We start from the raw sequence: 20,357 nt of genomic DNA on the forward strand, positions 1-20,357 counted from the left end.
GCTCCCCCCGCCGGCGTCGGCGCGCACGTGGTGTGGACAGGCAGGCCCTAAGACAGCGAGCCGAAGAACTCCCGCAGATCGGCGGCCAGCGCCATGGGCGTCTCCATCGCCAGGAAATGCCCGCCGCGCTCTAGCTCGGTCCAGCGCACGACGTGGTGGTCGCGTTCGGCCAGCCGGCGCACCGCCACGTCCTGCGTCAGCGACACGGCCACGGCCGTGGGCACCGTGCCGCGCGGCTTGGGCGCCCAGCCGGACGGGTCGTTGAAGGCTTCATAGTACAGGTTGGCCGAGGGGCCGCTGGTGCCGGTGAACCAGTACAGGCTTACGTTGTCCAGAAGCGCGTCCAGGCCCACCGCGTCCTCCGGCAGCGCGGCCGCTGGATCGGTCCATTCCTTGAACTTCTCGACGATCCAGGCCAGCTGGCCCACCGGCGAATCATGCAGCCCGTAGCTGAGCGTCTGCGGCCGCGTGCCCTGGATGTGCGCGAAGCCCATCATCCGGTCGCGGAAGTTCTGCAGCCGTTCCAGGCGCTGCTGCTCCGAGGCCGTCAGGCCTTCCAGCTCGGCGGGGTCGCCGGAGGGGAACGTCACAAGCGCATTGCAGTGCACGCCTCTGACATGCTCGCTGTCGATGCGGCCCAGCTCCGCCGCGATGAACGCGCCCACGTCGCCGCCTTGCACGCCGTAGCGCGTGTAGCCCAGGCGCTGCATCAGCGCCGCCAGCGCACGGGCGCAGCGGCCATGGTTCCAGCCGGCGTCGGCCAGCGGCATCGAGAACCCGTGACCCGGGATCGACGGGATCACCAGGTGGAACGCCTGCGAGGGGTCGCCGCCGTGGCGGCGCGGGTCGGACAGCGCGTCCGCCACGCGGTCGAACTCGGCAAAGCTGCCGGGCCAGCCGTGCAGCAAGAGCAGGGGCTGCGCGTCCGGCTCGGGCGAGCGCAGGTGCACGAAGTGGATCGTCTGCCCATCGATCCGGGTGGTGAACTGCGGGCGGCTGTTCAGGTGGGCCTCGCAGCGTCGCCAGTCGTACTGGCACTGCCAGTGCCCGGCCAGCCGTTGCAGGTAGGCCACCGGCACGCCCCTCACCCAGTCGCCGCCCGGCAGCTGCGCCGGCCAGCGCGTGCGCGCCAGGCGTTCGCGCAGGTCGTCGATGTCGGCTTGCGGAATGTCGATGCGGAAGGGGTGGATATCGGAGTCGCAGTGCATGGGGGCCCTCGGGTTTGTCGAGTTTGCCGGTGCGAGCTAGCGACGGGACCGTATCCACCGGGGTGGGCCCGGTCTTGCAAGAAAACGACAGGCTCAGGCCTCGCCGGACCGCCTCGGCCCTCAGCGCTTGGGCTCGGGCCGGGCCGCGGCCCGCACCACTTCGCCGGGCGTCCTGCCCATGATCCGCTTCAGCGAATTGCCGAGGTGCGCCTGGTCGGCGTAGCCGCAGGCGGCAGCCACGTCGGCCGGCGCATTGCCATGCATCAGCTGCTCTAGCGCCGCCTGCGCGCGGTGGATCTGCGACAGCTGCTTCGCCGTGAGACCGGTGGCGCTCAGGAACCGGCGCTGCACCGAGCGCAGGCTGGTGCCGGCGGCATCGCCTTGCAGCACGCGGAACACCACCGGGTCCGCCACCAGCAGGCCGGCCCTGATGAGGCGTGCCACCAGATCGTCGGCGTTCTCGAGGTCGGGCACCTCGAACGCTTGCGGCCCCAGCAGGAACGAGCGCGAGTTCGCCAGCGGGCGCAGCACGCCCTGGTCCAGCATGCCTGTCGCCGGCACCCCCGGCATGAACACGCCTGGCCGAAACGCGATGCTCAGGTACTCGTCGCCGGTCTCGTAGCCCAGCGTCACCGGGTGCGTGATCAGACCGGTATGCAGCACCTGCAGCCGGCCGCGGCGCTTCATGAACACGAGGTCCCAGCAGCCGTCGGGCAGGGACTGGTCCTGCGCGTCGTCGCCATAGGCGACGCGCGTGATCCGCTGCACCAGCGCATGGTCGCTGCCGCGGATGGAGCGCGTCGTCCTCATGGGCAGCTTCCCTTCGTCATGCTGCGCAGTATGGCCGACCCGCGCCGCAAGGCGAATTCCCACGCCGGGCGCGGGCGGCTGCGGTCCACCGCGAGCCCGGGTGGATCGCAGTCGCCCCTCTCCACCTACCGGGCGTCGCTCAGCGGCGAGGAGGCCTGTCGTCGCCGGAGGGCGAACGCGGCGAGGACCGCCGTCAGGAGGCCAAGGGTGTGATTCCCGCCGACGCCCGCGACGCGGCAGCCGCAGCCCTCGCCGTCACTGGAGGCCTCGCCACCCCCGCCGGCCGCGCCGGTGCCGCTCCCTGCGCCCGTGCCGCCTGCGCCGCCCGCCTCACCCCCGCCCGAGCCGGTGGTGCCGCCGCCCATCCCGCTCGAGCCGCCGGTGCCGCCGCCCATCCCGCCCGAGCCGGCGGCGCCGCCGCCCGCGCCCCCGTCGCCGGAGGGCCCCGGCGGCGGCACCGTCGCGCAGTCGCCGAGCGAATGCTCGAGCGCGCCGAGCGTGAAGCTCCCGCTGCCCGGCCGCCCGCGCGCGCAGTAGTCGTCGGTCACCGCGGTCTCGGCGGGCGCTTCGCCGACGAGCGACGCCACATCCCCTTTGAGGTGCAGGTCGCCGAGACTCGGATCTTCGTACCAGGTTTGGAACGTCGCGAGTCCCACCTCGGCCAGGTTGTCACTCTCCTGGTGCGTGGCCCCGTCGCGGTCGCGGATCTTGCCCGTGAGCACGTTGCCGCGCGCGACGCCGCTGGTCGTCGCGAAGCGGAAGTCGATCCCGCTCGTCGCGATCAGCGTATTGAAAAGAAGCCGCGTGTCCGTCGCGCGGTTCAAGTAGATCCCGACGTCCGAGCAGCTCGCGATGATGTTGTTCCGCATCGTCCCGCCGGTGTGCTCGACCTCGCAGGGCACGTCGGGGTCGTAGGCCGGGGCGCAGTACTCCGCCCCCGTGCCGCCGCCGCCGAACGACAGCCCGATGCGCGCCCCGTCCGGCGAGCCGGCGGTGGTGCAGACGACGAGGTTGCGCTCGAAGAGCCCGTCCGAGCCGCCGCTCTTCATGAACGCGGCGTAGCTCACGGTGTCGCCGCCGTCTTTCTGGAAGTCGTGCAGGTAGGTGTCGCGCACGGTCCAGCGCTTGCCGCCGTCGATGTTGATCTTGGTGACGGGCCTGCCGGTCCTGCGCGGGTGGGTGTCGAACAGCTCCGATCGCTCGATCAGCCCGTCGTCGGGGGCCGTCCAGACGCCGTCCACCTGCGCGGCGTTGATCTTGAGCTGGGCGTTGAAGTCCCGCACCCTCGAGCGGCGGAGGGTGAAGCGGCTGGCGGCGCCGAACACGTGGAACGCATGCTCGCAGTCCGAGTCGTCGGCGCAGACGCCGCGGATATCGAGGTCTTCGAAGTGCCAGTTCGGGCCGCTGACCTTGAAGCCTTCGAGGCCCGACAGCTCGACGATCGCGCCGAGCGGCTCGGCGGCGCGCACGACGATCGGCGCGGCCTCGGTGCCTGCGGCCGCGCAGGAGACGCCGTCGAAGGCGTAGGTGCCCGAGGCGAGGACGATCTCGTCGCCGGCCTTGGCCGCGCCGATCGCGGCGACGAGCTCGTCGGTGGTGCCGACCGGCACGACGGCCGCCGCGGCGGGGGCGGCGACGAGGAGGGAGGTGAGCAGGGCGAGGGGAGCGACGGGCGCGCGGCTTAGCGACATGGCTGCCAGGATGCGCGGGTGCGCTCGTCCGTCAAGACGGCGCGTGCGACGTGTGACGGCCGCGCTCACGCGCGCGGGGCGAGCACCTGAAAGCGCCGTCCGCTGGATAACACGTACGGGTCCTCGCCGGCTGCGAGCACGTCGTGCCGCTGGCTCAGCTGATGACCTGGCTGGCAGCAGGCGAGCGTGAACGCGACGTTCCAGCGCAGCCGGGCGAGGACATCGTCGATGGGGACGTGGGCGTGCACGAACGTGACGAGCACGGGCATGTCGGGCAACGCGTTGAGCCGTTCGATGGCCGCGAAGACGTCGGCGCGTTGCCAGGCGAAGCGGCGGATGCCGAATCGGGTGCGCCAGGCGTCGACCAGCGGCTCGTTGAGCACCGGATCGACGCTGACGTTCTCGGCCTCCGTCTTCAGCGCGAACAACGCCCCGGTGCGGGCGTGGGCGCCGTCGCCGACGTGGATGACCCGGCACGGCGCGCCGGACATGAAGGGCCGCAGGTGCTCGAGCGCCGAATAGCTCTCGGTCATTTCCTTGGCGGGGCGCGTGGCCTTGGCGAAGAGCGGCCACAGGGCTTCGAAAGACCCTCGACGCATCAGGCGATCGAGGTAGTCGCTGCTCGCTGAGCCAGCGTCCGTGTGCGGATTCACGGCGGTCGTTCTATCACCGGGCGCCGGAGCGCGTGGCCCAAAGCGCCAGCTCGCCGTCCAGAGCCGCTTTCCATCATGCACCGCGGTCGTGCTGGTTCGCGCGCTCTGGTAACTTGGGAGCCGAGATCGATCCTTTGCCCGCCTTCTGGCTTTCGGAGGTTCCATGTCCTCTCGTTCCCGCTCGCTCCCGCCCGCGCTCGCCGCCCTCGGGGTCGCCGCCCTCGTCTCGCTGCCCGGTCAGGCGCGCGCCGACAAGCCTTATGCCCTCTCGGGCGGGGTCTCCCTGTCGCTCTCGTTTGGCCAGCGGCTCGCCTTCGGCGTGGGCGCCGACCTCCGCGCGACAGCCCTCCTGGATGGCAGTCAGGCCGGAGAGTACAGCTCGGGCTATATGGGATTCGGTCCGTTCGTGCAGGCGACATGGCTCAACTTCTCCGCGGGCCGCTTCGCGGCCGGCCTGCACGGCGGCAGCGATATCTCGGACAGCTTGGAGGATATCGCTACCTGCATCGACGGCGAGCTCGGATGGACGTACCGCACCCCCTATAGCGACGAGCTCCCCGCGCAACACGGCCTCCACGTCGGCGCGATGACCGCCCTGGTCAGCGGGGTGGGCCTCGATTTCTCGGTGCGCGCGGCCATCCCGCTGTCGGACGAGCCGTTCGTCCCCGAGGGGACGGTCGGCATGGGCTTGCGCGTCCTCCCGCCTTTCGGAGTGCGGACCATGCCCATGGTCGGCCGGCCGCTGCGCACGGCCGATGGGGTCGTGCTCCCGCCGGCGCTCGGGCTGGGCCCCGCGACGTCGGCCCCGGCGCGCCTCGATCGCGCGACCCGGGCAGCGCTCGCGGGGGCGTGGCTGGACAGCGCGCGGGCCGAGTGCGGCTCGATCCCGGCGTTCCTCGCCCTCGCGCGGGATCTCGCGGCGGTCGGCGCGCCCGCGTCGCTCGTGGCGCGGGCGCTCGCCGCGCTCGGCGATGAGGTCCGCCACACGGCGCGATGCAGCGAGATCGCGAGCGCGCTCGCGGGGTGGCGCCTCAGGCCCGCGCTTCTCCCGCCTCCGGCGGCGCGCGATGCCGACCGGCAGGCGGCGCTCGTGCGGATGGCGCTCGAGGCGTGGCACGACGGCTGTCTCGGCGAGGGCGCGGCGGCGGCCCGGGCGCGCCGGTCGCTCGCGGGGGCGAAGGACGCGGGCGTGCACGCGGCGCTCGGCGAGATCGCGCGCGACGAGGCGCTGCACGCCGAGCTCGGGTGGCGCGTGCTCGCCTACTGTCTGGCCGAGGGGGGGCGCGAGGTGCGCGAGGCGGTCGGCGACGCGATGACCGGGCCGGCGCCGGCGCCGCCGGCGGACGACGCCGAGGGCGAGCGGAGGGAGCTGCAGGCCTTCGGCCAGCTCCCGCGCGCCGAGGCCGACGCCGCGTGGGACGAGACGTGGGCGGCGGCGCGGCGCGACGGGGAACGGATGCTCGTCGCCGCGTGAGCGGCCTCGCTACGCCGATGCGAGCGCCTTGATGTCGGCGACCTCGAGCACCTGCCTCGGAGCCCCGCTCGTCACGGAACGCACCATCGCGCGCTCCACGTCTTCGAGCTTCAGGGCCGGGAGCACGAGCTTCATGAGCGGGACGAGCGGAAGCAGGAAGCGGTAGACTCGCTTCAGGTTCTTTTGTCCCGGCACCGGCGTCATCAAGCCCGGCCGGAAGTTGTAAACGCCGCGAAAGGGCAGGCGCATCAGCGCGTTCTCGGCCTTGCCCTTCACGCGCGCCCACATCACCCGGCCCTGCTCGCTCGAGTCGGTGTGCGCGCCCGAGACGTGCGTGAGCACCATGCCGGGATTGAGGCGCGCGAGCGCCGTCGCGAAGGCGAGCACCGTGTCGTACGTGATCGCCGTGTACTCCGCCTCGCTCATGCCGACCGAGCTCACGCCGGCGCAGTAGAAGCACGCGTCGTAGCCCGAGAGCCGCGCTTCGAAGGGGCCGAGCTCGCGAAAGTCGGGGATCAAGCACTCCTCGAGCTTCGGGTGCGCGTGCCCCGACGGCCGGCGTGCCACCGACAGGACCCGCTCGACCGTGGGATCCGCGAGACAGGCGAGCATCACGCCTTCGCCGACCATGCCGGTCGTTCCGGTAACGATGACCTTCATGGTCGCCATGTTCGACCCGAAGCGCCGACCGTGCAAACCCTGGAACGAGCGAGCGTCCCCTTTCTTTCACCTGGACGGCGGCCGCCGGATCTCGATCCGATTCGTGTAGCTGCCGGCGGCGTGACCCACGCTGTCCCAGCCGCGCCCCACGCTCGTCCCGGCCAACGTGAGCGTGAGGTAGGCCGCGGACGAAGGGTCGTTCGAGGCGAGCCCGAACTCGAACGCATTCTGCGGCAGGCCCCAGCCGGCGGTGGGCGAGAGCTCCGTCGAGAGCTGCCGTGACCAGTCGGCGAAGACGATCGTCGCGAGCTCGCGAGGTGGCGACTCTCCCTGCTCGACGAGCACGACGCTCAGGGGTTCGCCGCGGGCGAGCCGGCCTTCGCCGAGCGTCGTGAACGGCCCCTTCTCGGCATCGCTCGCCTGAACGACGAGGAACGTGCCGCCGGCGTCGAGGTACGCGAAGCGCGCGGGCGCGCCGAACGGATAGTCGAAGTGGATCACCTCGACAACGACCTCGGGGCAAGGCGAGAACCGCAAGCCGAGCCGGCGATGGCCGGTGATCGAGACGCGCGTGAAGGAGTTCAGGTGCGAGAACACGGGCGCCTGAAGCGCGGTTCGTGCGTCGATGGCGGCAGATTGATCCGAAGTGGCCCTCACGCGCAGGCTCCCCTCGTCCGCGTAGTCCACCGCGAGCTCGCGATCGGCGCGCGCGAGACGACGAACGGGCGAGTCGCCGCGCCATTGCGGGGGCGCGAACACCGTCCAGAAACGATCTGGCGAGCGCGAGATGAACTCGAGCCGCGGCTCGACGACGATCCCACCGCACCCGCCTGCACCGAAACCTCCCACGAGTCCGGTACCACGCGAAGCCACGGAGCCACGTCGAACGAAGCGGGCCCAGCGAGTGATAGCGTCCAGCGATCGCCGCCGAGCTCGACTTCGGGCGCAGCAAACGGAGCTGTCGAGGGCGCCGGCGCCCGCTGCGCGGCGATGAACCCCGCACCGAAAACGACACCGGGCAGCGCAGCGAGCCAGGTCAGCCGCGGCGGGACCCCGAACCGCCACCACGCCATCGCGATGCCCAGCGACAGGACCACCGCCAGACAACCCGCGCCGAGCGCGACCGTCCCGCCGCTCTCCGGGAACATGGTCCCTGCAGCGAGAGCCACCCCGAGCCACGCCGCCGGAAAGAGCAACAGCAACCCACGCGCGCCCGTCGATCGTCGCGCGGCCAGGACACCGACGGCGATCACGCCCCCGACCGCGACCGCCGGCAGAGCGCGGTTCGCGAAGAAACGCGCGTGAAGGAGGGGAAAACCGCCGGGAAGCAGCTCCCAAACCGCGATCGCGGCGGCAGCATGCGCGAGCAACGCCAGCGACCAGAACACCCCGACGAGCGCCGCCGAGGTCGCTCTGGAGCGGCCAGCTGCTCCGCGATCAGGAGAACGTCGTTCTTTCAGAAGCCAGCTGCTCCTTCGTCACGAGCCGCGCCGCGGGATGAATCCGAGCGAGGGCATGCTCGAAAGCAGCTTGCTCGTCTGCGCTCATGAGCGCTCTTTGTCCGAGGTCGAGCTCGACCTGATCGAGTGAAGGCAGTCGCGAAAGCAGCTCGATCAGACCGTCGAGATGGCGCGTTCTGGCCCGGAAGCGTGCGTTTACGAACTTCCCGCCCTCGTTGGCCTCGAGCTCGATCCAGCCAGCGGAGTCGCTGTGGATGAGTCTCACGCCCGGGCGAGCCGGCGCCGAGCTCCACAGATCGAGATGCGCCACGACCCGCACCGTCAAGTCGGTCAGCGTCCGGCCCCACGGAGCGAGGTCCCACAACTGCTTCCACACCGTGCTCTCGGGCACCATCGAAAACTCGATCTCGAGGTCCAGGGACGTGAGCTCGGGAAGGCACTGCACTCGAAACAAGCGCTCCAGATCATCCGTCGACGCGAGCTTGGCACCGAGCTGCCACAACGGCAGCTCGGTACCGAGCGCCTCGAGACTGCGCAATCCCGAAGAGCGCACGCCGTCCAGCACCTGCAGCGACTTCATCGCGCGCGTGATCGGCTGAATGTCGTCGATGAAAACCCCCTCCCGGAGTGGAAAATCTCGCGGATCGAGCAGCTCGAGCTGCTCCACCGTGCTCCAGGCCGGATCCTCCGCGCACGCCGCCACAGCGGCATCGCTCGCAAAGCACGCCGAGACGACCTCTGGAAAGCCCTCGCTGAAAGCCATCCCGGACGGACCTACCGCGACCCGCAGCGAACCGAGCCACTCGGCCCAATGAGCACCGAGCGCCGACGCTTTTCCCCGATCCAGTCCACCGGTGCCTAACTGTTCCACGATGTACGCGCCGCGCGGATCGCCCGCGGCGACGAGCCTTTCGGCCAGCGCACGCTTGGGAGCTCGCTCGGCGGGGGTGGCATAGACGGCATCGAGCCACGGACGAAGCTCCGCGGAAGGTTGCACGATCTGGTCGATCGCGCCGTCGGGCTCGAACCACGGCTGAAGCAGCGGCGCGACGATCTCGACGGACACCGGGTCGGTGAGCTTGAGACACCTCGACAGGAAATTGCCGCGCGCACGCCGGACCAGGGCGTATGTCGTGAAAGTGACGTCGTCTTTGCAGTAGGCGAGAAAGGCTTCGGCGTTGCCGGGCCGCTCATCCCAGCCATCGAGCCATGATGTCCACGGGAGATAGGTATCCCAGACCTCGCAGAAGTTGCACCAGCTCGAGACGTCGCCGCAGCGATGCTCGGCCGGAGGCGTTGCGTCACACGCATAGCGCAGCCCATGCTGGATCCCGCGGAAACCGCGCCTGACCTGGAAAGCGATCGAGCGCAGTCGCGGCCGCAAGCGGAGCACCGTCTCGGCGAAGCGCTGAAACGAAGCGAGGGTCTCGGCACGGATCGCCCGTCTCTGTTCGACGGGAAGCAGCGCAACACCCGCGCTCATCGTCCTCGACTCACTGTCCATGGTGAGCGCTCCTGCGGCGCTGACCTTCGTCGTGCGTGGGCCGGGTGGAGACGCGCCTCAACGCGACGACCCCAGCCACAGCACCAGCGCCAGGATCACCCAGAACAGACCGATCCACTTCCAGCCGTGCTGCTCGAACCAGGCTCGGAGCCCCGCTGCGCGCGAGCTCGAGGGCGCCGTCGAGCGCGCGGCGGGCTCCTCGCCCGTGGCCGGCGTCGCCGGGAACAGCCCCGGGCTCCCATCGCGCAAGATGCCGCGCGCGAAGGTGGCGAGGGTGGTCCCGAAGATGGAGCAGCCGCCAGGCGCATAGGAGACGGGTTCGGCCTGTCGCGCGAGGCGCTCCCAGGTCTCGCGCGCGTGGACCGACTGCATGCGCTGAAGAAGCAGCGCCGCGTACAGGCGACCCGCAGGGGTCGCGTGTTGCACCATGTCCAGGAGGAGCGCCTCGTTTTGCGCCGCGATCGGAACCGCCGCCTCGTACGCCTCGAACGCGGGCGAGCGGTAGGCCGCCACGCCGGTCGGGCCGAGCGCCACGCTGTCCGCGCTGGCCAGCGCTGCAAACGGCTCTGGATAGGGGGGCGGCACGGCGTCGAGGTTACCACGGCGCGCTGATCCTCGGCTCGGCGCTCTGGAAGCGCTGCGCTACGAACGGGCATCGGCCGCCGCCCAGGTTGCGCCCTGACTTGCGGCGCTTTTGGCAGACCCAGGAACGGGGTCGGGTTCACGTCCAGGGGTGAGAGAAGGCTCGAGAGCATGGGTCGCAAGCGCCATTCGACGCGCTAGCGCGCCCCATGCGCGGCGCCCACGCGCGCAATCGTGGCCATCCACCCGATCACCGAAAGCGCCGCGAGCTTCTGAAGCGCTGGCAAAAGGACGTGGCAGCCCGGCACCGCAATCGCATATGCGTAGTACGCGGCGTCCGCGCTGCCGAGCGCGAGCGAAAGCGCACCGAGCCACGCCGAGAAGCGCAACGGTGACGAGCGGCTCTCGCCCGCATTGTCCCATGCAAACGCGCCGGTCACGCCCAGGAGCGTCGCCAGCAGCCCGGGGATCGTCGCGACGAACACCGACACTGCGTGGAGCAGCGGCGAGACCACGGACGGCAGCCATGCGATCAGGTTCGTGCCGGCGGCGGAGAGCAGTCCGAACACGCGAACCGAGCCGCCGAGCCGGCCGCCGAGCAGGGCGCCGTGAACCCACCAGAACGGGACGAGCGCGAGGGAAAAGCAGACGAACGAGGCCTGCGCGAGCGAGCGCGCGCGCGTGTTGTCCACCCCGCGCTGGGTCACGGGCTGCGTGAGGTCGCAGAAGAAGTTGCCCCAGAAATCGTAGCCGGGCGCGCTCGCGTCGCAGAATGTGCCGCCCGGATACGCGGCCGCGGCGAGCGCGGTGAGGACGAGAAACGCGGAGACCCCGACCAGGATCAGAGCGGGTGCGACGCGGGTAGGCTGCCCCACGCGCTCGAGAATACCACGAGGGCCGAGGCGTTCCGGGTCATGCGCGAAGCTCGGGCGCGCCCGGGCGCTTCACCATGGTGGTTCGCGTCACGCGCGTCACGAGGTACGAGTGCGCGGAGCCTGGTCGCGCGCGATCGCATTCGGCACGAGCGCTCGCACGACGCGCTCGTGGCGCGCGTTCAGCTTCGAATAAAGAGTCTGCACGAAGTGACCCATCTGTCCTGATTGCACGAGGTCCTCTCTTCTGCTTGGGTGGCCGTGCGGCCTCCGGGCGGCGCATGTGTCGCGTCCGTGTGGGTCGAGCAATGCCAGCGTGCGCCAACCTGAGACGCGAACCTGACAGCGCTGTCATGGTGTTTGCCGCCGGAGCGCAGATGGCCGCGGTTTGAGCTGTGTGGCCCGCGCGATCCGGCGCGATCAAACCAGCGGCGCTCGGGTGCGGCGCAGCGTCCGGATGGCATTGCGCGCACGGCACCCATGTTGCTCGGCGGGCCGTCCCGAGCGCGGTGCGGTCGCATCGCGGAGGAGGGTGCCAGTGCGAACCGTTCCCGCGTCCCTATCTCTCTGTCTTTACGCTGTATCGGGGGTCCTCCTTGGCGGTGCCGGGCTCGTCGCCTGCAGCCAGGGTTCCTACCCGGAGCCACCGTTCGCCGACGGCGTCGGCACTGGCAGCACCGGCGCCGGCAGCGGCACCGGCAGCACCGGCACCGGCAGCCCCGGCGCCGGCAGCACCGGCAGCGGCACCGGCACCGGCAGCATCGGCGACGGCAGCACCGGCGTCGGCAGCGGCTCCGGCGGCGGTGCGGGGGTCGCCGATGGAGTCCAGCCCGAGCCGCCCCCGGCGCCGTCAGACGAGGACGCCGGCGCGGCCCCGGCCTTCACCTGCGAGGGGCTCGACTCGAGCCAGCCCGTGGTGCTGTACCTGTCGGCCGACGACTCCAATTCGATGAGCTCGCCGGTGCACGTGCGCGAGCTGCTCCGCTCGGGCAGCGCGCCGGAGCCGTGGCAGGTGCGCACGTACGAGTTCCTCAATTACTACCGCATCGACTACGCGCCGCCGGACGAGGGCGAGCTCCGCGTCGAGCCCCAGATCGAGCCCGGTGAGGAGGCGGGGAGCTACGCCCTTCAGATCGGCGTTCGCTCCTACGATCCGCCGAGCCCGCGCCGCCCCATCGCGGTCACGTTCGTCCTCGACACCTCCGGATCGATGGACGGTGAGCCGATGGCGCGCGAGAAGGCCACGGTGCGCGCCGTCGCCGCGAGCCTCTCCGAGGGCGACGTCGTGAACATGGTCACCTGGAACACCCAGAATTCGGTGATCTTGAGCGGCCACGTGGTGGACGGTCCGGACGACCCGGCGCTGCTCGCGGCGGCCGACGATCTCTCCGCCAGCGGTGGCACCGATCTCGAGAGCGGCCTCCGGGTCGGGTATCGGCTCGCCCAGGAGCACTTCAAGGAAGGCCGGATCAACCGGGTGATCCTCGTCAGCGACGGCGGCGCCAACGTGGGAGTCACCTCCGAGGAGCTCATCGCGCTGCACGCCGAGGACGCCGACCAGGAGGCGATCTACCTTGTGGGCGTCGGGACGGGCCCGGCGTTCGGCTACAACGATGTGCTCATGGACGTCGTGACCGACAAGGGGCGCGGCGCCTATGTCTATCTCGATGACGAGGACGAGGCGTTCCACATGTTCCGGGATCGCTTCGCAGAGGTGATGGAGGTGGCCGCCCGCGGCGTCCAGGTGGAGCTCACCATGCCGTGGTACTTCAAGATGGAGAAGTTCTACGGCGAGGAGTACTCGACGAACCCCGAGGAGGTCGAGCCGCAGCACCTCGCGCCGGGCGACGCGATGATCTTCAGCCAGCTCGTGCGGGGGTGCGATCCGGGCGTGATCAACGACGAGGATACCCTCACCGTGCGCGCGCGCTGGCAGACGCCGCTCACCCATGAGGCGAAAGAGGCGAGCCGCGAGGCGACCCTCGCGGAGCTCGCCGCCGGGAGCAAGGAGCAGCTCGTCAAGGGCAAGGCCATCGTGGCCTACGCCGAGGCGCTCAAGGCTCGCACGAGCGAGGCGCTGCACGCCGCGCGCGAGCAGGTGATCGCGGCGAACCCGGGCGGCGATCCGGAGCTCGACGAGATCGCGGAGCTGATCCCGCTCCACCCGCTCTACTGAGAGTCGTCGAGGCACGGCTGCGCCCGGAGCACGCGAGGGGCCCCGGAGGGGTCGACCCTGGTTGGTTCAGTCCGAAGCCTCCAGCAACGCCGCGTCGTGCGCCTCGGCGCCGGGCCCGAGCGGCTGGCCGTAGGAGAACTCGATGTAGTTGCCGTCCGGGTCCTTGAGCGCGCAGAAATACGCCACCGGATAGGGCAGATCCTTGGGCGGCCAGACGAGGTGCGCTCCGCCGCGGCGCGCGATCTCGTCGACCGCAGCGCGGCTCTCGAGCGCAAACCCGAGATGGCTCATGTCCTCCGGCGCCTGCGGCGCGCGCTGGCCGCCCTCGATCATCACCAGGACGAACGTCCGCTCCTTCCCGTCCTCGGCGAGCCAGGCGACCCGCGTGCCGGCCTCGCTGCGCTCGTGAACCACCTTGAGCCCGCAGAACTCGCGATAAAAGGCGATCGTCGCGTCGAGGCTGCCTACGTGGAGCGCGACGTGGGTCATCATCGGTTTCATCATGAACTCCCCTTGATTATGTCTCCTACAAGCCACTCCACACGCAGGACCTTCCGACTGGTGGTGCTCAACGGCAACAGTCACTCCCAAGCATGCCTGCATCTGTGGCGACGCGCACTGACCTGCTCTGACCCTGGGATCCAGAGGCGCGTGGGCCTCAACGAGCTGGAGTGTACGTCGTGGGCGCCCTCTGCCGCCGCCGGAGTCTCGCCCGTCGCGCAGCGCTCATCGCTTGCGCCGTGCGCCGGCCGGACGCCCGCCGGGGTGCGGCGGGGCGTGGGGGGACGCCCGCCGGCGTGCCCGCCGGCAGGCGGCGGGCCATCCCAGCCATCGCGCGACGACGCCGTTCGCCGGTCACCTCGCAACGTCGCTCCAGTCCCGATCCCAGGTGACATCTCTCTCAGGTTGGGGGGAGATGTCGCCGGTACACCTCGCGCACCCTTTTTCGGCTCCGGCGCACGATTTCGCAACAACCCGGGGGACCTTCCCGGAAATAGTAGGGATGACGACGGCTGACAGATGACGGCGCTCCGCTCATGTCCGGCCCGCTCCTCGCCCGCAGCCGGATCCGGAGGATGAAACGCGCCGCGCTGTCGCTCGCCGCGGCGCTCGTCCTGGCGGCGCCCTGGGCGTTCGCGCAGGTCGCGCCGCGCGGCGCGCGCCTGTCCTACACGCGGGGGCCTGGCACGGAGGGGTGCCCCGAGGAGCCGAGCCTCCGGCAGATCGTCGCGAGCCAGCTCGGCGGGGTCGACCCGTTCGTGAGCGACGGCGCGTGGCACATCGAGGTGGTCATCCGGCGCAAGGGGACGGCGTTCCAGGGAAGGATCGCGCTCCGTGACCGCGATGGCCGGGATCTCGGCGGCCAGGAGCACTCGAGCGCGATCTGCGGCGTGCTCGTGGAGGACATCGGCCTTGCCCTCAGCGCCGTCATGCGCCCGTTGCTGCCACCACGGCCTGCACCGGAGAGCCCTCCCGCGTCGCCGCCGCCCCCGCCGGTGCCGAGGGGCGCCGCTCCGCCCGTCTCGCCGGGCGCGCCGCCCAAGGCGCCGGCTTCGACGCCGCTCGACCCGGTCGCGGCGCCAGCTCGACCCGTTCCGCGCCCGAGGCCGCCGCCGGATCACCCGCGCCTCCAGCTGGGCGCCGGGGTGCTGCTCGGCGCCGGCGTGGCGCCGTCGGTGGCGGTCGGGTTCTCGGCGCTCGCCGGCGCCCGCTGGGAGAGGTTCTCGCTCTCGCTAGAGGCCCGAGGGGATCTTCCGATCGATGCCGAGCCCTACCGCGGCTGGACCATCGGCGTGTCAGGGCTGAGCGGCTCGCTCGTTCCCTGCGGTCATGCGGACTGGTTCTTCGGCTGCGCCGTCGCCACGGCAGGCGGGGTGTGGCACGTTAGGGACAGCACCGGCAGGGAGTTCGCGCTGCCCTACGCAGCGCTTGGGTTTCGTGCGGGGCTGGAGGCGCCGCTTTCGGCCCGCCTCGCCGGGCAGCTCAGCGGAGACCTCTTGATCAACATGCTTCGGCCGCACTTTCGGCCAATCGATGGCAAAGGGTGGTCCGCAGCGCCCGTCTCGGAGGCCGTGGCGCTCCGTCTGATCGCTTTCTTCTGAACCTCCGTGCGGTTTCGCGAAGCATCGGACGCGTCCGCGGGAGCGATTTCCATGCAGCGGTTGCGACTGCGTGCGGTGCGCGGGGGGCATGGGCGCGCCCCTCACGGCCTGCCGCCCTCGGGAGAGGCGGCTGTTGCGCTCGGAACGAGCCGCTGACTCAGGCCGGTACAGAGCTGGTGCGTTGACAGCAGAATGTCGCCGCTGCGGTCGGCGCGACGTTGCCGACCGGCTCGCCGCCAAGCGGTTCGCATTGTCCGGGATGAAGGTTCACGACGCTCACCAACTTGCTTCCGAGCGCCGTGCCTGGCGTGATGGTACCGCAGAACGGTGCATCGCCAGTGCCCACCACACCCGCCACGACGAGCTGCGAGCACCCTTCGTCGCTGAACGCGGAGGCCAGGACGCTGCACGTCGCTCCGGTCGGCTCGGTGCAGTCGCAAGGCGCGCAGCCGCGGGTGTCCTCAACGCCGGAGTAGAAGATGTGCCGGTCCGGGTACGTGGCCGGGCAGTCCTGTTCTCCCTCGTGGTGGATGCACGTGAGAAATCCCTCCGGTGGCGCGGCGTCGCCGATCGGCGGTGCCGGCGTGCAGGTCATGCCCGGATCCGCGCACGGGGGGAACGCGTTTCCGGTGCACGCCCGGGCGACGATCGCGAAGCTCTCCGTCGTCGCGGGCTCGTCGGGGCTCTCCGGCGCCTCGGCGACCCTCGGCACACAACCTGCGGAGACGACGCGAGGCGCCTGGATTGCGAGCGACTGCACGCACGGGGCTCCATCGCAGGTCCGTTCGGCCTCGACGGCATTCACCGAGGTGCAGGTCCCGTCCCACCCCTCCGGGGCCGCGAAGGAGGTCGCGGGAGACTCGGGGCCGCCACAAGGGAAGCTGGCGTAGGCCCTCCATTCCGTCGGCACCTCGCACGTCGTCTCCGGCGGGTCGCACGCGCAGGCGGGGCACTGATGCGGGGCCGGAGCCGCGAAATCTGCGTAGCCCTCGTAGCCGACGATCGGCGCGGTCGCAGGGCAGCTCGGCACGCTGTCGGGGGAGCCGATCCAGAGCAGCGCGGGCTCGGACCAGCCGAGCGGCTCCTTCGGTACGCACTGCCCTGCGCAGACCTCTGCCGGCGGGATCAGATCGCCGAAATCGGGCGCGACTGCGACGTCCGTGTCGTCCTCGGCCGCGCAGTCATCGCCGCCATCGCCGCCATCGCCGCCATCGCCGCCATCGCCGCACCCGCCAGCTCCGCCGGCGTCCGGGGGCTCGAGAACCTCACAAGGCGTTCCCTTGGGTCCTTGGTCCTCATCCCACGGGCACAGATACGCGGTCGGGTTCCCGCATCCGCCGGACGCGACACCGAACCCGAGCGTGCTCGCACAACAAACCGTCACGATCTCACGCTGCCAACGTCGCGCCCGCGCCGCCATCGCCGCTCCTCATGAACTGCGGCGCCGTTGACGTCACGCCGCCGCAATTGCGGCCATGTTACCAGGGGACCCCAGGGCGCCGCCAGACAAACCCGGGGGCAGACTACCCCCGTTCGATCGCATCACGAAGAGCGCATCGCCGCGGATGACGATCAGGGGCGCGAGAGGATCGTGCGGCACTGCACCCGCCCGGCCTTCGCACTCGCTCGAATCGAGCTCCTGCCCGATGGGCACATAGCGTACTTGCTGAAGACACCTCGGCGGGGACGCACTCACCGCGTCCTGTGTGCAATGGAGTTCATGGCCCGGCTCGTGGCTTTGATTCCTCCGCCGAAGATCCCCCTTGTGAGGTACCATGGCGTGTTCGCGCCTCGCTCGTCGTTGCGCTCTGCCGTGACGCCCAACCCCCCCGTCCGCGCCGCAAAGCCTGAACCATGCCCGGGCCACGTGCCTCGGCCCGCTGCACCCGCGCCTGCATCGCCCGCGCCTGCGCCGCCTGCACCAGCATCAGCGGGAGCCGCGACGCCCCACACGTGGTCGTCGCGTTCGTCTAGACTCGGCGCATGGTGGAACCGCTGTCGGAGGTCCGTCGGCTCGGAAGCCTGAGCTTCGCGAAGCGGGGGCGGGCGCTTGCCCTGCTCGCCCGCGGCTGGGATCAGGCCACGGCCGATTCGGTCATGGCTGCGCTGGATGGGGGCGACGGCGACGAGCGGCGGCTGGCGCTGGACCTGGCGACCTATCGCCGGGACGTGGCGCGCATCGAGGAGGCGCTGCGCGACCCCATGATGCGCCAAGCCGCGCTTTCCTCGGCGCGCCGGGTGCCGGTGTCGGACGAAGCGCTGCTCCAGGTGCTGCGCGAGGGGAATCGCCGCGAGGCCCGCGGGGTGGTCCTGATCATGCAAAGGCGCCGTCTCGTCGCCCAGGCGACGGCGGTCATTCGCCTGGTCATCGCGAGGCATGGTGTGGGGCTCGCGACACGCCTCTTCGCGATATGCGATCTCGACACGGCGGAACATCACGCGGCCGAGCACGAGGCCGCGTGGCGCGAGCTGGTGACGCGCGCGCCGGAGCGGGCCCTTCGGGTGGCGCTGGCGACGAGGCGCAAGATCACGGCGGACGAGGGCACGCTGTTCTGCACCCGATATCCCAGGGAGGCCCTGGCGCTGCTCGTGCGGCGGGATGCCTTGCATGCGAGCGCGATCCACGCCCTGGTGATGGCTTGCCCGGCCGAGCTGCTCGAGGTCCTGCGCCGGAACGACTGGACCGTCTCTCTCGCCAGCGGTCCGCCTCCCTCCGGATCGCCGCCGATCTCGACGCTGCCGGCCGAGGATGTGCTGGAGCTCCGGAGCCGGTGCAAGCCCCTCGACGCCTCCGCCGATCCGCTCTTTCGCTTCCTGCCCCTGACCGAGCGCGAACGTCTCCTTGGCGCCGAGCTGGAACAGGCCGCGACGGCGGCATGGTCGCCCCGTCGTGGCATGGATGCGCGGCTGGCCACGATGCCACCGGCGAGCGTCACTCGGCTCATGGCGGCGGCCCTGAGCCCTCCCGTCGATCCGGACACGCGGCGCAAGCGGCTTCAGGCCCTCGAGAAGCACCTCGACCTCGCCCAGCTGCGATCCGAGCACGAGGCGCTGGGCGTGGCCAAAGACCGGGGCGAACGCGCGGCGCGGATGGTTGCGCTGGTGCGTTCGCTCCGCCGCGGCGCCGACCCGGCGACCTGCGCGTCCGTCCTCGCCGAGGTGGAGCCGGCATGGCACGGCTCCAGCCGCCATCTGGTCATGGCCGAGCTGGCCCAGCTGTCCGATCGCCAGGTCTCGGAGATCCCCGTGCAGACCTACAGGGACGCCCTGCTCACCACCGTGCAGTCGCGCGATTCGAACGCAACCACGTTGGCCCAGGCCGAGCGGGCCGTGCACAAGGCCATTGGCGAAGCGATCCTCCGGGACAGCATCACGCGCGCGGCGCAGCTGCTCGGGCTCCTGGTTCAAATTCGCCTGGATCCCCGGGTGCGCTGGCGCGCCGACAAGGCGCCGGCGCCTGGTCACAAGCCGCCGTCCACGGAGTATCTGCCCAGTCCGCTGCGCATCGCCGAGAGTCTCGCCGCCCAGCTCCATGCGGCCTACGAGGGCGTGCGCCTCGACGGCACCACACCCATGCTGGGACCGGTGGCGGTCGGTCGCTACGAGCCTGAGGCGGAGCGGCTCATCGTGGACCTGCTCCTCGGAAGAGCACCGAAGACGCCGCGGCCTCCGCGCAAGCCCGTCACATGCAACGGGCCGCTGGACGAGGTGATGGGGTACGTCCCGGAGATCAGCTTGAAGGAGACTGCCCTGGTCGACGCGCTGCTCGATCGGGACGACACCACCGATCCCCACAAGACCGATCTGGTGGCGGCGATCTCTCGATCGGCCCCCGGGCGGTGGACGCCCTCCCAGCGCAGGCGCTTCACGCAGCATCTCCTGCGGGTGGCGCGGGACGCCGGCCTCGATCTCTCCAGGCGCGTGAAGGCCATCGGCCGCGTCGAGGACGCGCCGCTGCTGCTCGAGCTGCTGCCGGGAGCGGCCGGGCCGGTCGCCGCCGCGATCCTGGCGCGGTGCGCCCGGATCGCTCCGCCGACCGCCGAGCTCCGGCGGCTGTTCCTGGAGCGCGCGCGAAGATCCGGCGTGGTGGGTCGCGCGGCGATGAGCGCCCTCAACGTGCTGTCCGAGCGCATGCCCGGCCCGTTCGATCTGGCGCCGTACCGTGAGCTGCTGCTGTCGAAGGACTGCGCGGTGGTCAACCGCAAGAACGCCGCCGGCAGGGTCTCGGCCGCCGCGACCGTGGAGGCTCGCGACCTCCTGATGGAGGCGTGGCGGTCCGAGGACCTGCACCCCAGCATCCGGCCGGACATCCTGGCGGGGTTGCTGCGCTTCGTCGACCACGCCGACGTCCGACAGGTGCTGATCGACGGCATCATGACGGTGCCGGATACATGGTCGCTGCTCAACCCCGGGTCGAGGCTCCTGTTCCCGAACGAGTCGCAGGCGCGACCCGCGGTGGCTCGCGGCTTCGTGGCCCTGGCCGAGGCGCTGGTCGAATGCGGCGACGAGCGCATCGCTTCCACGGCAGCGGGCGTCTGCATTGCCCAGCATGACCTGTGCTCCGAGGGGCTTGGTCTGGCGACCAGGCTCCTCGCCGAGGCGCGCACCCCCGGCCGCGTCCTGGTCCAGGCTGTCGAGTCCTTGAGCCGCCTTCCCGACGACGCCGGATTACCCCACTGGCAGGCGGCGCTGGCCCGGCTCGTCCCAGCGGCGAGCGGCGGTCGGACCTGGGCCGCGGCCCGGCTGGCGCGGCTCGCGCCCAGGCCACGGGCGTTCCGGATCGCGCTCGGCCTGGCTCAGAAGGCTGCAGGCCTGCGCCTCATCGCCGCCGCCTCGCTGAAGGAGATCCTCGACGTCGATCTCGTCGAGGTCAGGTTCGACAAGGAGCTATGGTCGGAGTATCTGGCCCTGGTAGACGAACAGCCCGCGCGCCGGAGCCCCTCCACCGGCAAGCTGAAGGACCCCGGGCTCGCCGCCTCCCTGGTCGATTGGCTCATCCAGCATGGCGGACTTGCGGCCGCGCTGTCGGCCGCCGAGCTGTCGCTGCAGGTCGAGAAGCAACTCCGCGACAGCCCCGCATGGCGCGGTCGGCTCGACGCCATCCGCGCGATGCACGCTGACGCCGCCGAGCGCTTGCTGCTGGCGGACATCTAGCTTCGATTCGC

At 71.0% G+C, this 20,357-nt stretch carries 16 protein-coding genes; 5 read left to right on the forward strand and 11 right to left on the reverse strand.

The window, feature by feature from the left end; all coding sequences use genetic code 11:
* Window positions 1-47 precede the first annotated feature (47 nt).
* The 4 genes from WME97_RS44790 to WME97_RS44805 all read right to left on the reverse strand — a co-directional run bounded on the left by WME97_RS44790 (window position 48) and on the right by WME97_RS44805 (window position 4,308).
* On the reverse strand, window positions 48-1,208 hold the full coding sequence (locus WME97_RS44790; protein ID WP_437547208.1) for an epoxide hydrolase family protein: 1,161 nt from the start codon (window positions 1,206-1,208) through the stop codon (window positions 48-50).
* A 120-nt stretch (window positions 1,209-1,328) separates the two neighbouring features.
* Window positions 1,329-2,018 carry a helix-turn-helix transcriptional regulator gene (locus tag WME97_RS44795; protein WP_437547209.1) on the reverse strand — a complete coding sequence of 230 codons (690 nt, stop codon included), beginning with the start codon at window positions 2,016-2,018 and terminating at the stop codon, window positions 1,329-1,331.
* A gap of 125 nt (window positions 2,019-2,143) precedes the next feature.
* Complete coding sequence (locus WME97_RS44800; protein ID WP_437547210.1) at window positions 2,144-3,709, reverse strand: MYXO-CTERM sorting domain-containing protein; 1,566 nt, start codon at window positions 3,707-3,709, stop codon at window positions 2,144-2,146.
* Between the two features lie 65 nt (window positions 3,710-3,774).
* Window positions 3,775-4,308 carry a hypothetical protein gene (locus WME97_RS44805; protein ID WP_437547211.1) on the reverse strand — a complete coding sequence of 178 codons (534 nt, stop codon included), beginning with the start codon at window positions 4,306-4,308 and terminating at the stop codon, window positions 3,775-3,777.
* Window positions 4,309-4,525: 217 nt separating this feature from the next.
* Here WME97_RS44805 and WME97_RS44810 point away from each other — a divergent pair, with 217 nt between their 5' ends.
* Complete coding sequence (locus WME97_RS44810) at window positions 4,526-5,836, forward strand: hypothetical protein (protein WP_437547212.1); 1,311 nt, start codon at window positions 4,526-4,528, stop codon at window positions 5,834-5,836.
* A gap of 9 nt (window positions 5,837-5,845) precedes the next feature.
* Here WME97_RS44810 and WME97_RS44815 read toward each other — a convergent pair whose 3' ends face one another.
* The 5 genes from WME97_RS44815 to WME97_RS44835 form a co-directional block, all read right to left on the reverse strand.
* Window positions 5,846-6,496 carry an NAD-dependent epimerase/dehydratase family protein gene (locus tag WME97_RS44815; RefSeq protein WP_437547213.1) on the reverse strand — a complete coding sequence of 217 codons (651 nt, stop codon included), beginning with the start codon at window positions 6,494-6,496 and terminating at the stop codon, window positions 5,846-5,848.
* A 66-nt stretch (window positions 6,497-6,562) separates the two neighbouring features.
* Entirely contained in the window at window positions 6,563-7,345 is a 783-nt protein-coding gene (locus tag WME97_RS44820) for a hypothetical protein (protein ID WP_437547214.1), read from the reverse strand.
* A gap of 588 nt (window positions 7,346-7,933) precedes the next feature.
* Window positions 7,934-9,460: a hypothetical protein gene (locus WME97_RS44825; RefSeq protein ID WP_437547215.1), complete on the reverse strand. Its 1,527-nt coding sequence runs from the start codon at window positions 9,458-9,460 to the stop codon at window positions 7,934-7,936.
* Window positions 9,461-9,517: 57 nt separating this feature from the next.
* The gene (locus WME97_RS44830) at window positions 9,518-10,045 is read right to left on the reverse strand and encodes a hypothetical protein (protein WP_437547216.1); all 528 of its coding nucleotides are present in this window, start codon (window positions 10,043-10,045) and stop codon (window positions 9,518-9,520) included.
* 194 nt (window positions 10,046-10,239) lie between these two features.
* Window positions 10,240-10,749 (reverse strand): hypothetical protein, encoded by a 510-nt coding sequence (locus WME97_RS44835; protein ID WP_437547217.1) that lies wholly within the window; start codon window positions 10,747-10,749, stop codon window positions 10,240-10,242.
* A 703-nt stretch (window positions 10,750-11,452) separates the two neighbouring features.
* Between WME97_RS44835 and WME97_RS44840 the strand changes: the two genes are divergently transcribed.
* Window positions 11,453-13,090, forward strand: a complete 1,638-nt coding sequence (locus tag WME97_RS44840) for a vWA domain-containing protein (RefSeq protein ID WP_437547218.1) — start codon at window positions 11,453-11,455, stop codon at window positions 13,088-13,090.
* Between the two features lie 66 nt (window positions 13,091-13,156).
* Here the strand turns inward: WME97_RS44840 and WME97_RS44845 are convergent, their stop codons facing one another.
* Window positions 13,157-13,591 (reverse strand): VOC family protein, encoded by a 435-nt coding sequence (locus WME97_RS44845; RefSeq protein ID WP_437555620.1) that lies wholly within the window; start codon window positions 13,589-13,591, stop codon window positions 13,157-13,159.
* Between the two features lie 575 nt (window positions 13,592-14,166).
* Between WME97_RS44845 and WME97_RS44850 the strand changes: the two genes are divergently transcribed.
* A complete protein-coding gene (locus WME97_RS44850; protein ID WP_437547219.1) occupies window positions 14,167-15,192 on the forward strand; it encodes a hypothetical protein in 1,026 nt (341 codons plus the stop codon).
* 157 nt (window positions 15,193-15,349) lie between these two features.
* Here WME97_RS44850 and WME97_RS44855 read toward each other — a convergent pair whose 3' ends face one another.
* Window positions 15,350-16,576, reverse strand: a complete 1,227-nt coding sequence (locus WME97_RS44855; protein WP_437547220.1) for a hypothetical protein — start codon at window positions 16,574-16,576, stop codon at window positions 15,350-15,352.
* A 63-nt stretch (window positions 16,577-16,639) separates the two neighbouring features.
* Here WME97_RS44855 and WME97_RS44860 point away from each other — a divergent pair, with 63 nt between their 5' ends.
* Complete coding sequence (locus tag WME97_RS44860) at window positions 16,640-17,218, forward strand: transposase (RefSeq protein WP_437547221.1); 579 nt, start codon at window positions 16,640-16,642, stop codon at window positions 17,216-17,218.
* On the forward strand, window positions 17,176-20,346 hold the full coding sequence (locus WME97_RS44865) for a hypothetical protein (protein ID WP_437547222.1): 3,171 nt from the start codon (window positions 17,176-17,178) through the stop codon (window positions 20,344-20,346). The genes WME97_RS44860 and WME97_RS44865 overlap by 43 nt, the downstream gene beginning before the upstream one ends.
* The last annotated feature ends 11 nt before the right edge of the window (window positions 20,347-20,357 follow it).

This window comes from Sorangium sp. So ce367 (genome assembly GCF_051520455.1).
GTDB lineage: Bacteria > Myxococcota_A > Polyangia > Polyangiales > Polyangiaceae > Sorangium > Sorangium cellulosum_B.

Bases quoted from the DNA above. Each gene is read 5' to 3' on its own strand.
- WME97_RS44790 (WP_437547208.1), bottom strand. From the start codon at position 1,208: ATGCACTGCGACTCCGATATCCACCCCTTCCGCATCGACATTCCGCAA.
- WME97_RS44795 (WP_437547209.1), bottom strand. From the start codon at position 2,018: ATGAGGACGACGCGCTCCATCCGCGGCAGCGACCATGCGCTGGTGCAG.
- WME97_RS44800 (WP_437547210.1), bottom strand. From the start codon at position 3,709: ATGTCGCTAAGCCGCGCGCCCGTCGCTCCCCTCGCCCTGCTCACCTCC.
- WME97_RS44805 (WP_437547211.1), bottom strand. From the start codon at position 4,308: ATGCGTCGAGGGTCTTTCGAAGCCCTGTGGCCGCTCTTCGCCAAGGCC.
- WME97_RS44810 (WP_437547212.1), top strand. From the start codon at position 4,526: ATGTCCTCTCGTTCCCGCTCGCTCCCGCCCGCGCTCGCCGCCCTCGGG.
- WME97_RS44815 (WP_437547213.1), bottom strand. From the start codon at position 6,496: ATGAAGGTCATCGTTACCGGAACGACCGGCATGGTCGGCGAAGGCGTG.
- WME97_RS44825 (WP_437547215.1), bottom strand. From the start codon at position 9,460: ATGGACAGTGAGTCGAGGACGATGAGCGCGGGTGTTGCGCTGCTTCCC.
- WME97_RS44845 (WP_437555620.1), bottom strand. From the start codon at position 13,591: ATGAAACCGATGATGACCCACGTCGCGCTCCACGTAGGCAGCCTCGAC.
- WME97_RS44850 (WP_437547219.1), top strand. From the start codon at position 14,167: ATGAAACGCGCCGCGCTGTCGCTCGCCGCGGCGCTCGTCCTGGCGGCG.
- WME97_RS44865 (WP_437547222.1), top strand. From the start codon at position 17,176: ATGGTGGAACCGCTGTCGGAGGTCCGTCGGCTCGGAAGCCTGAGCTTC.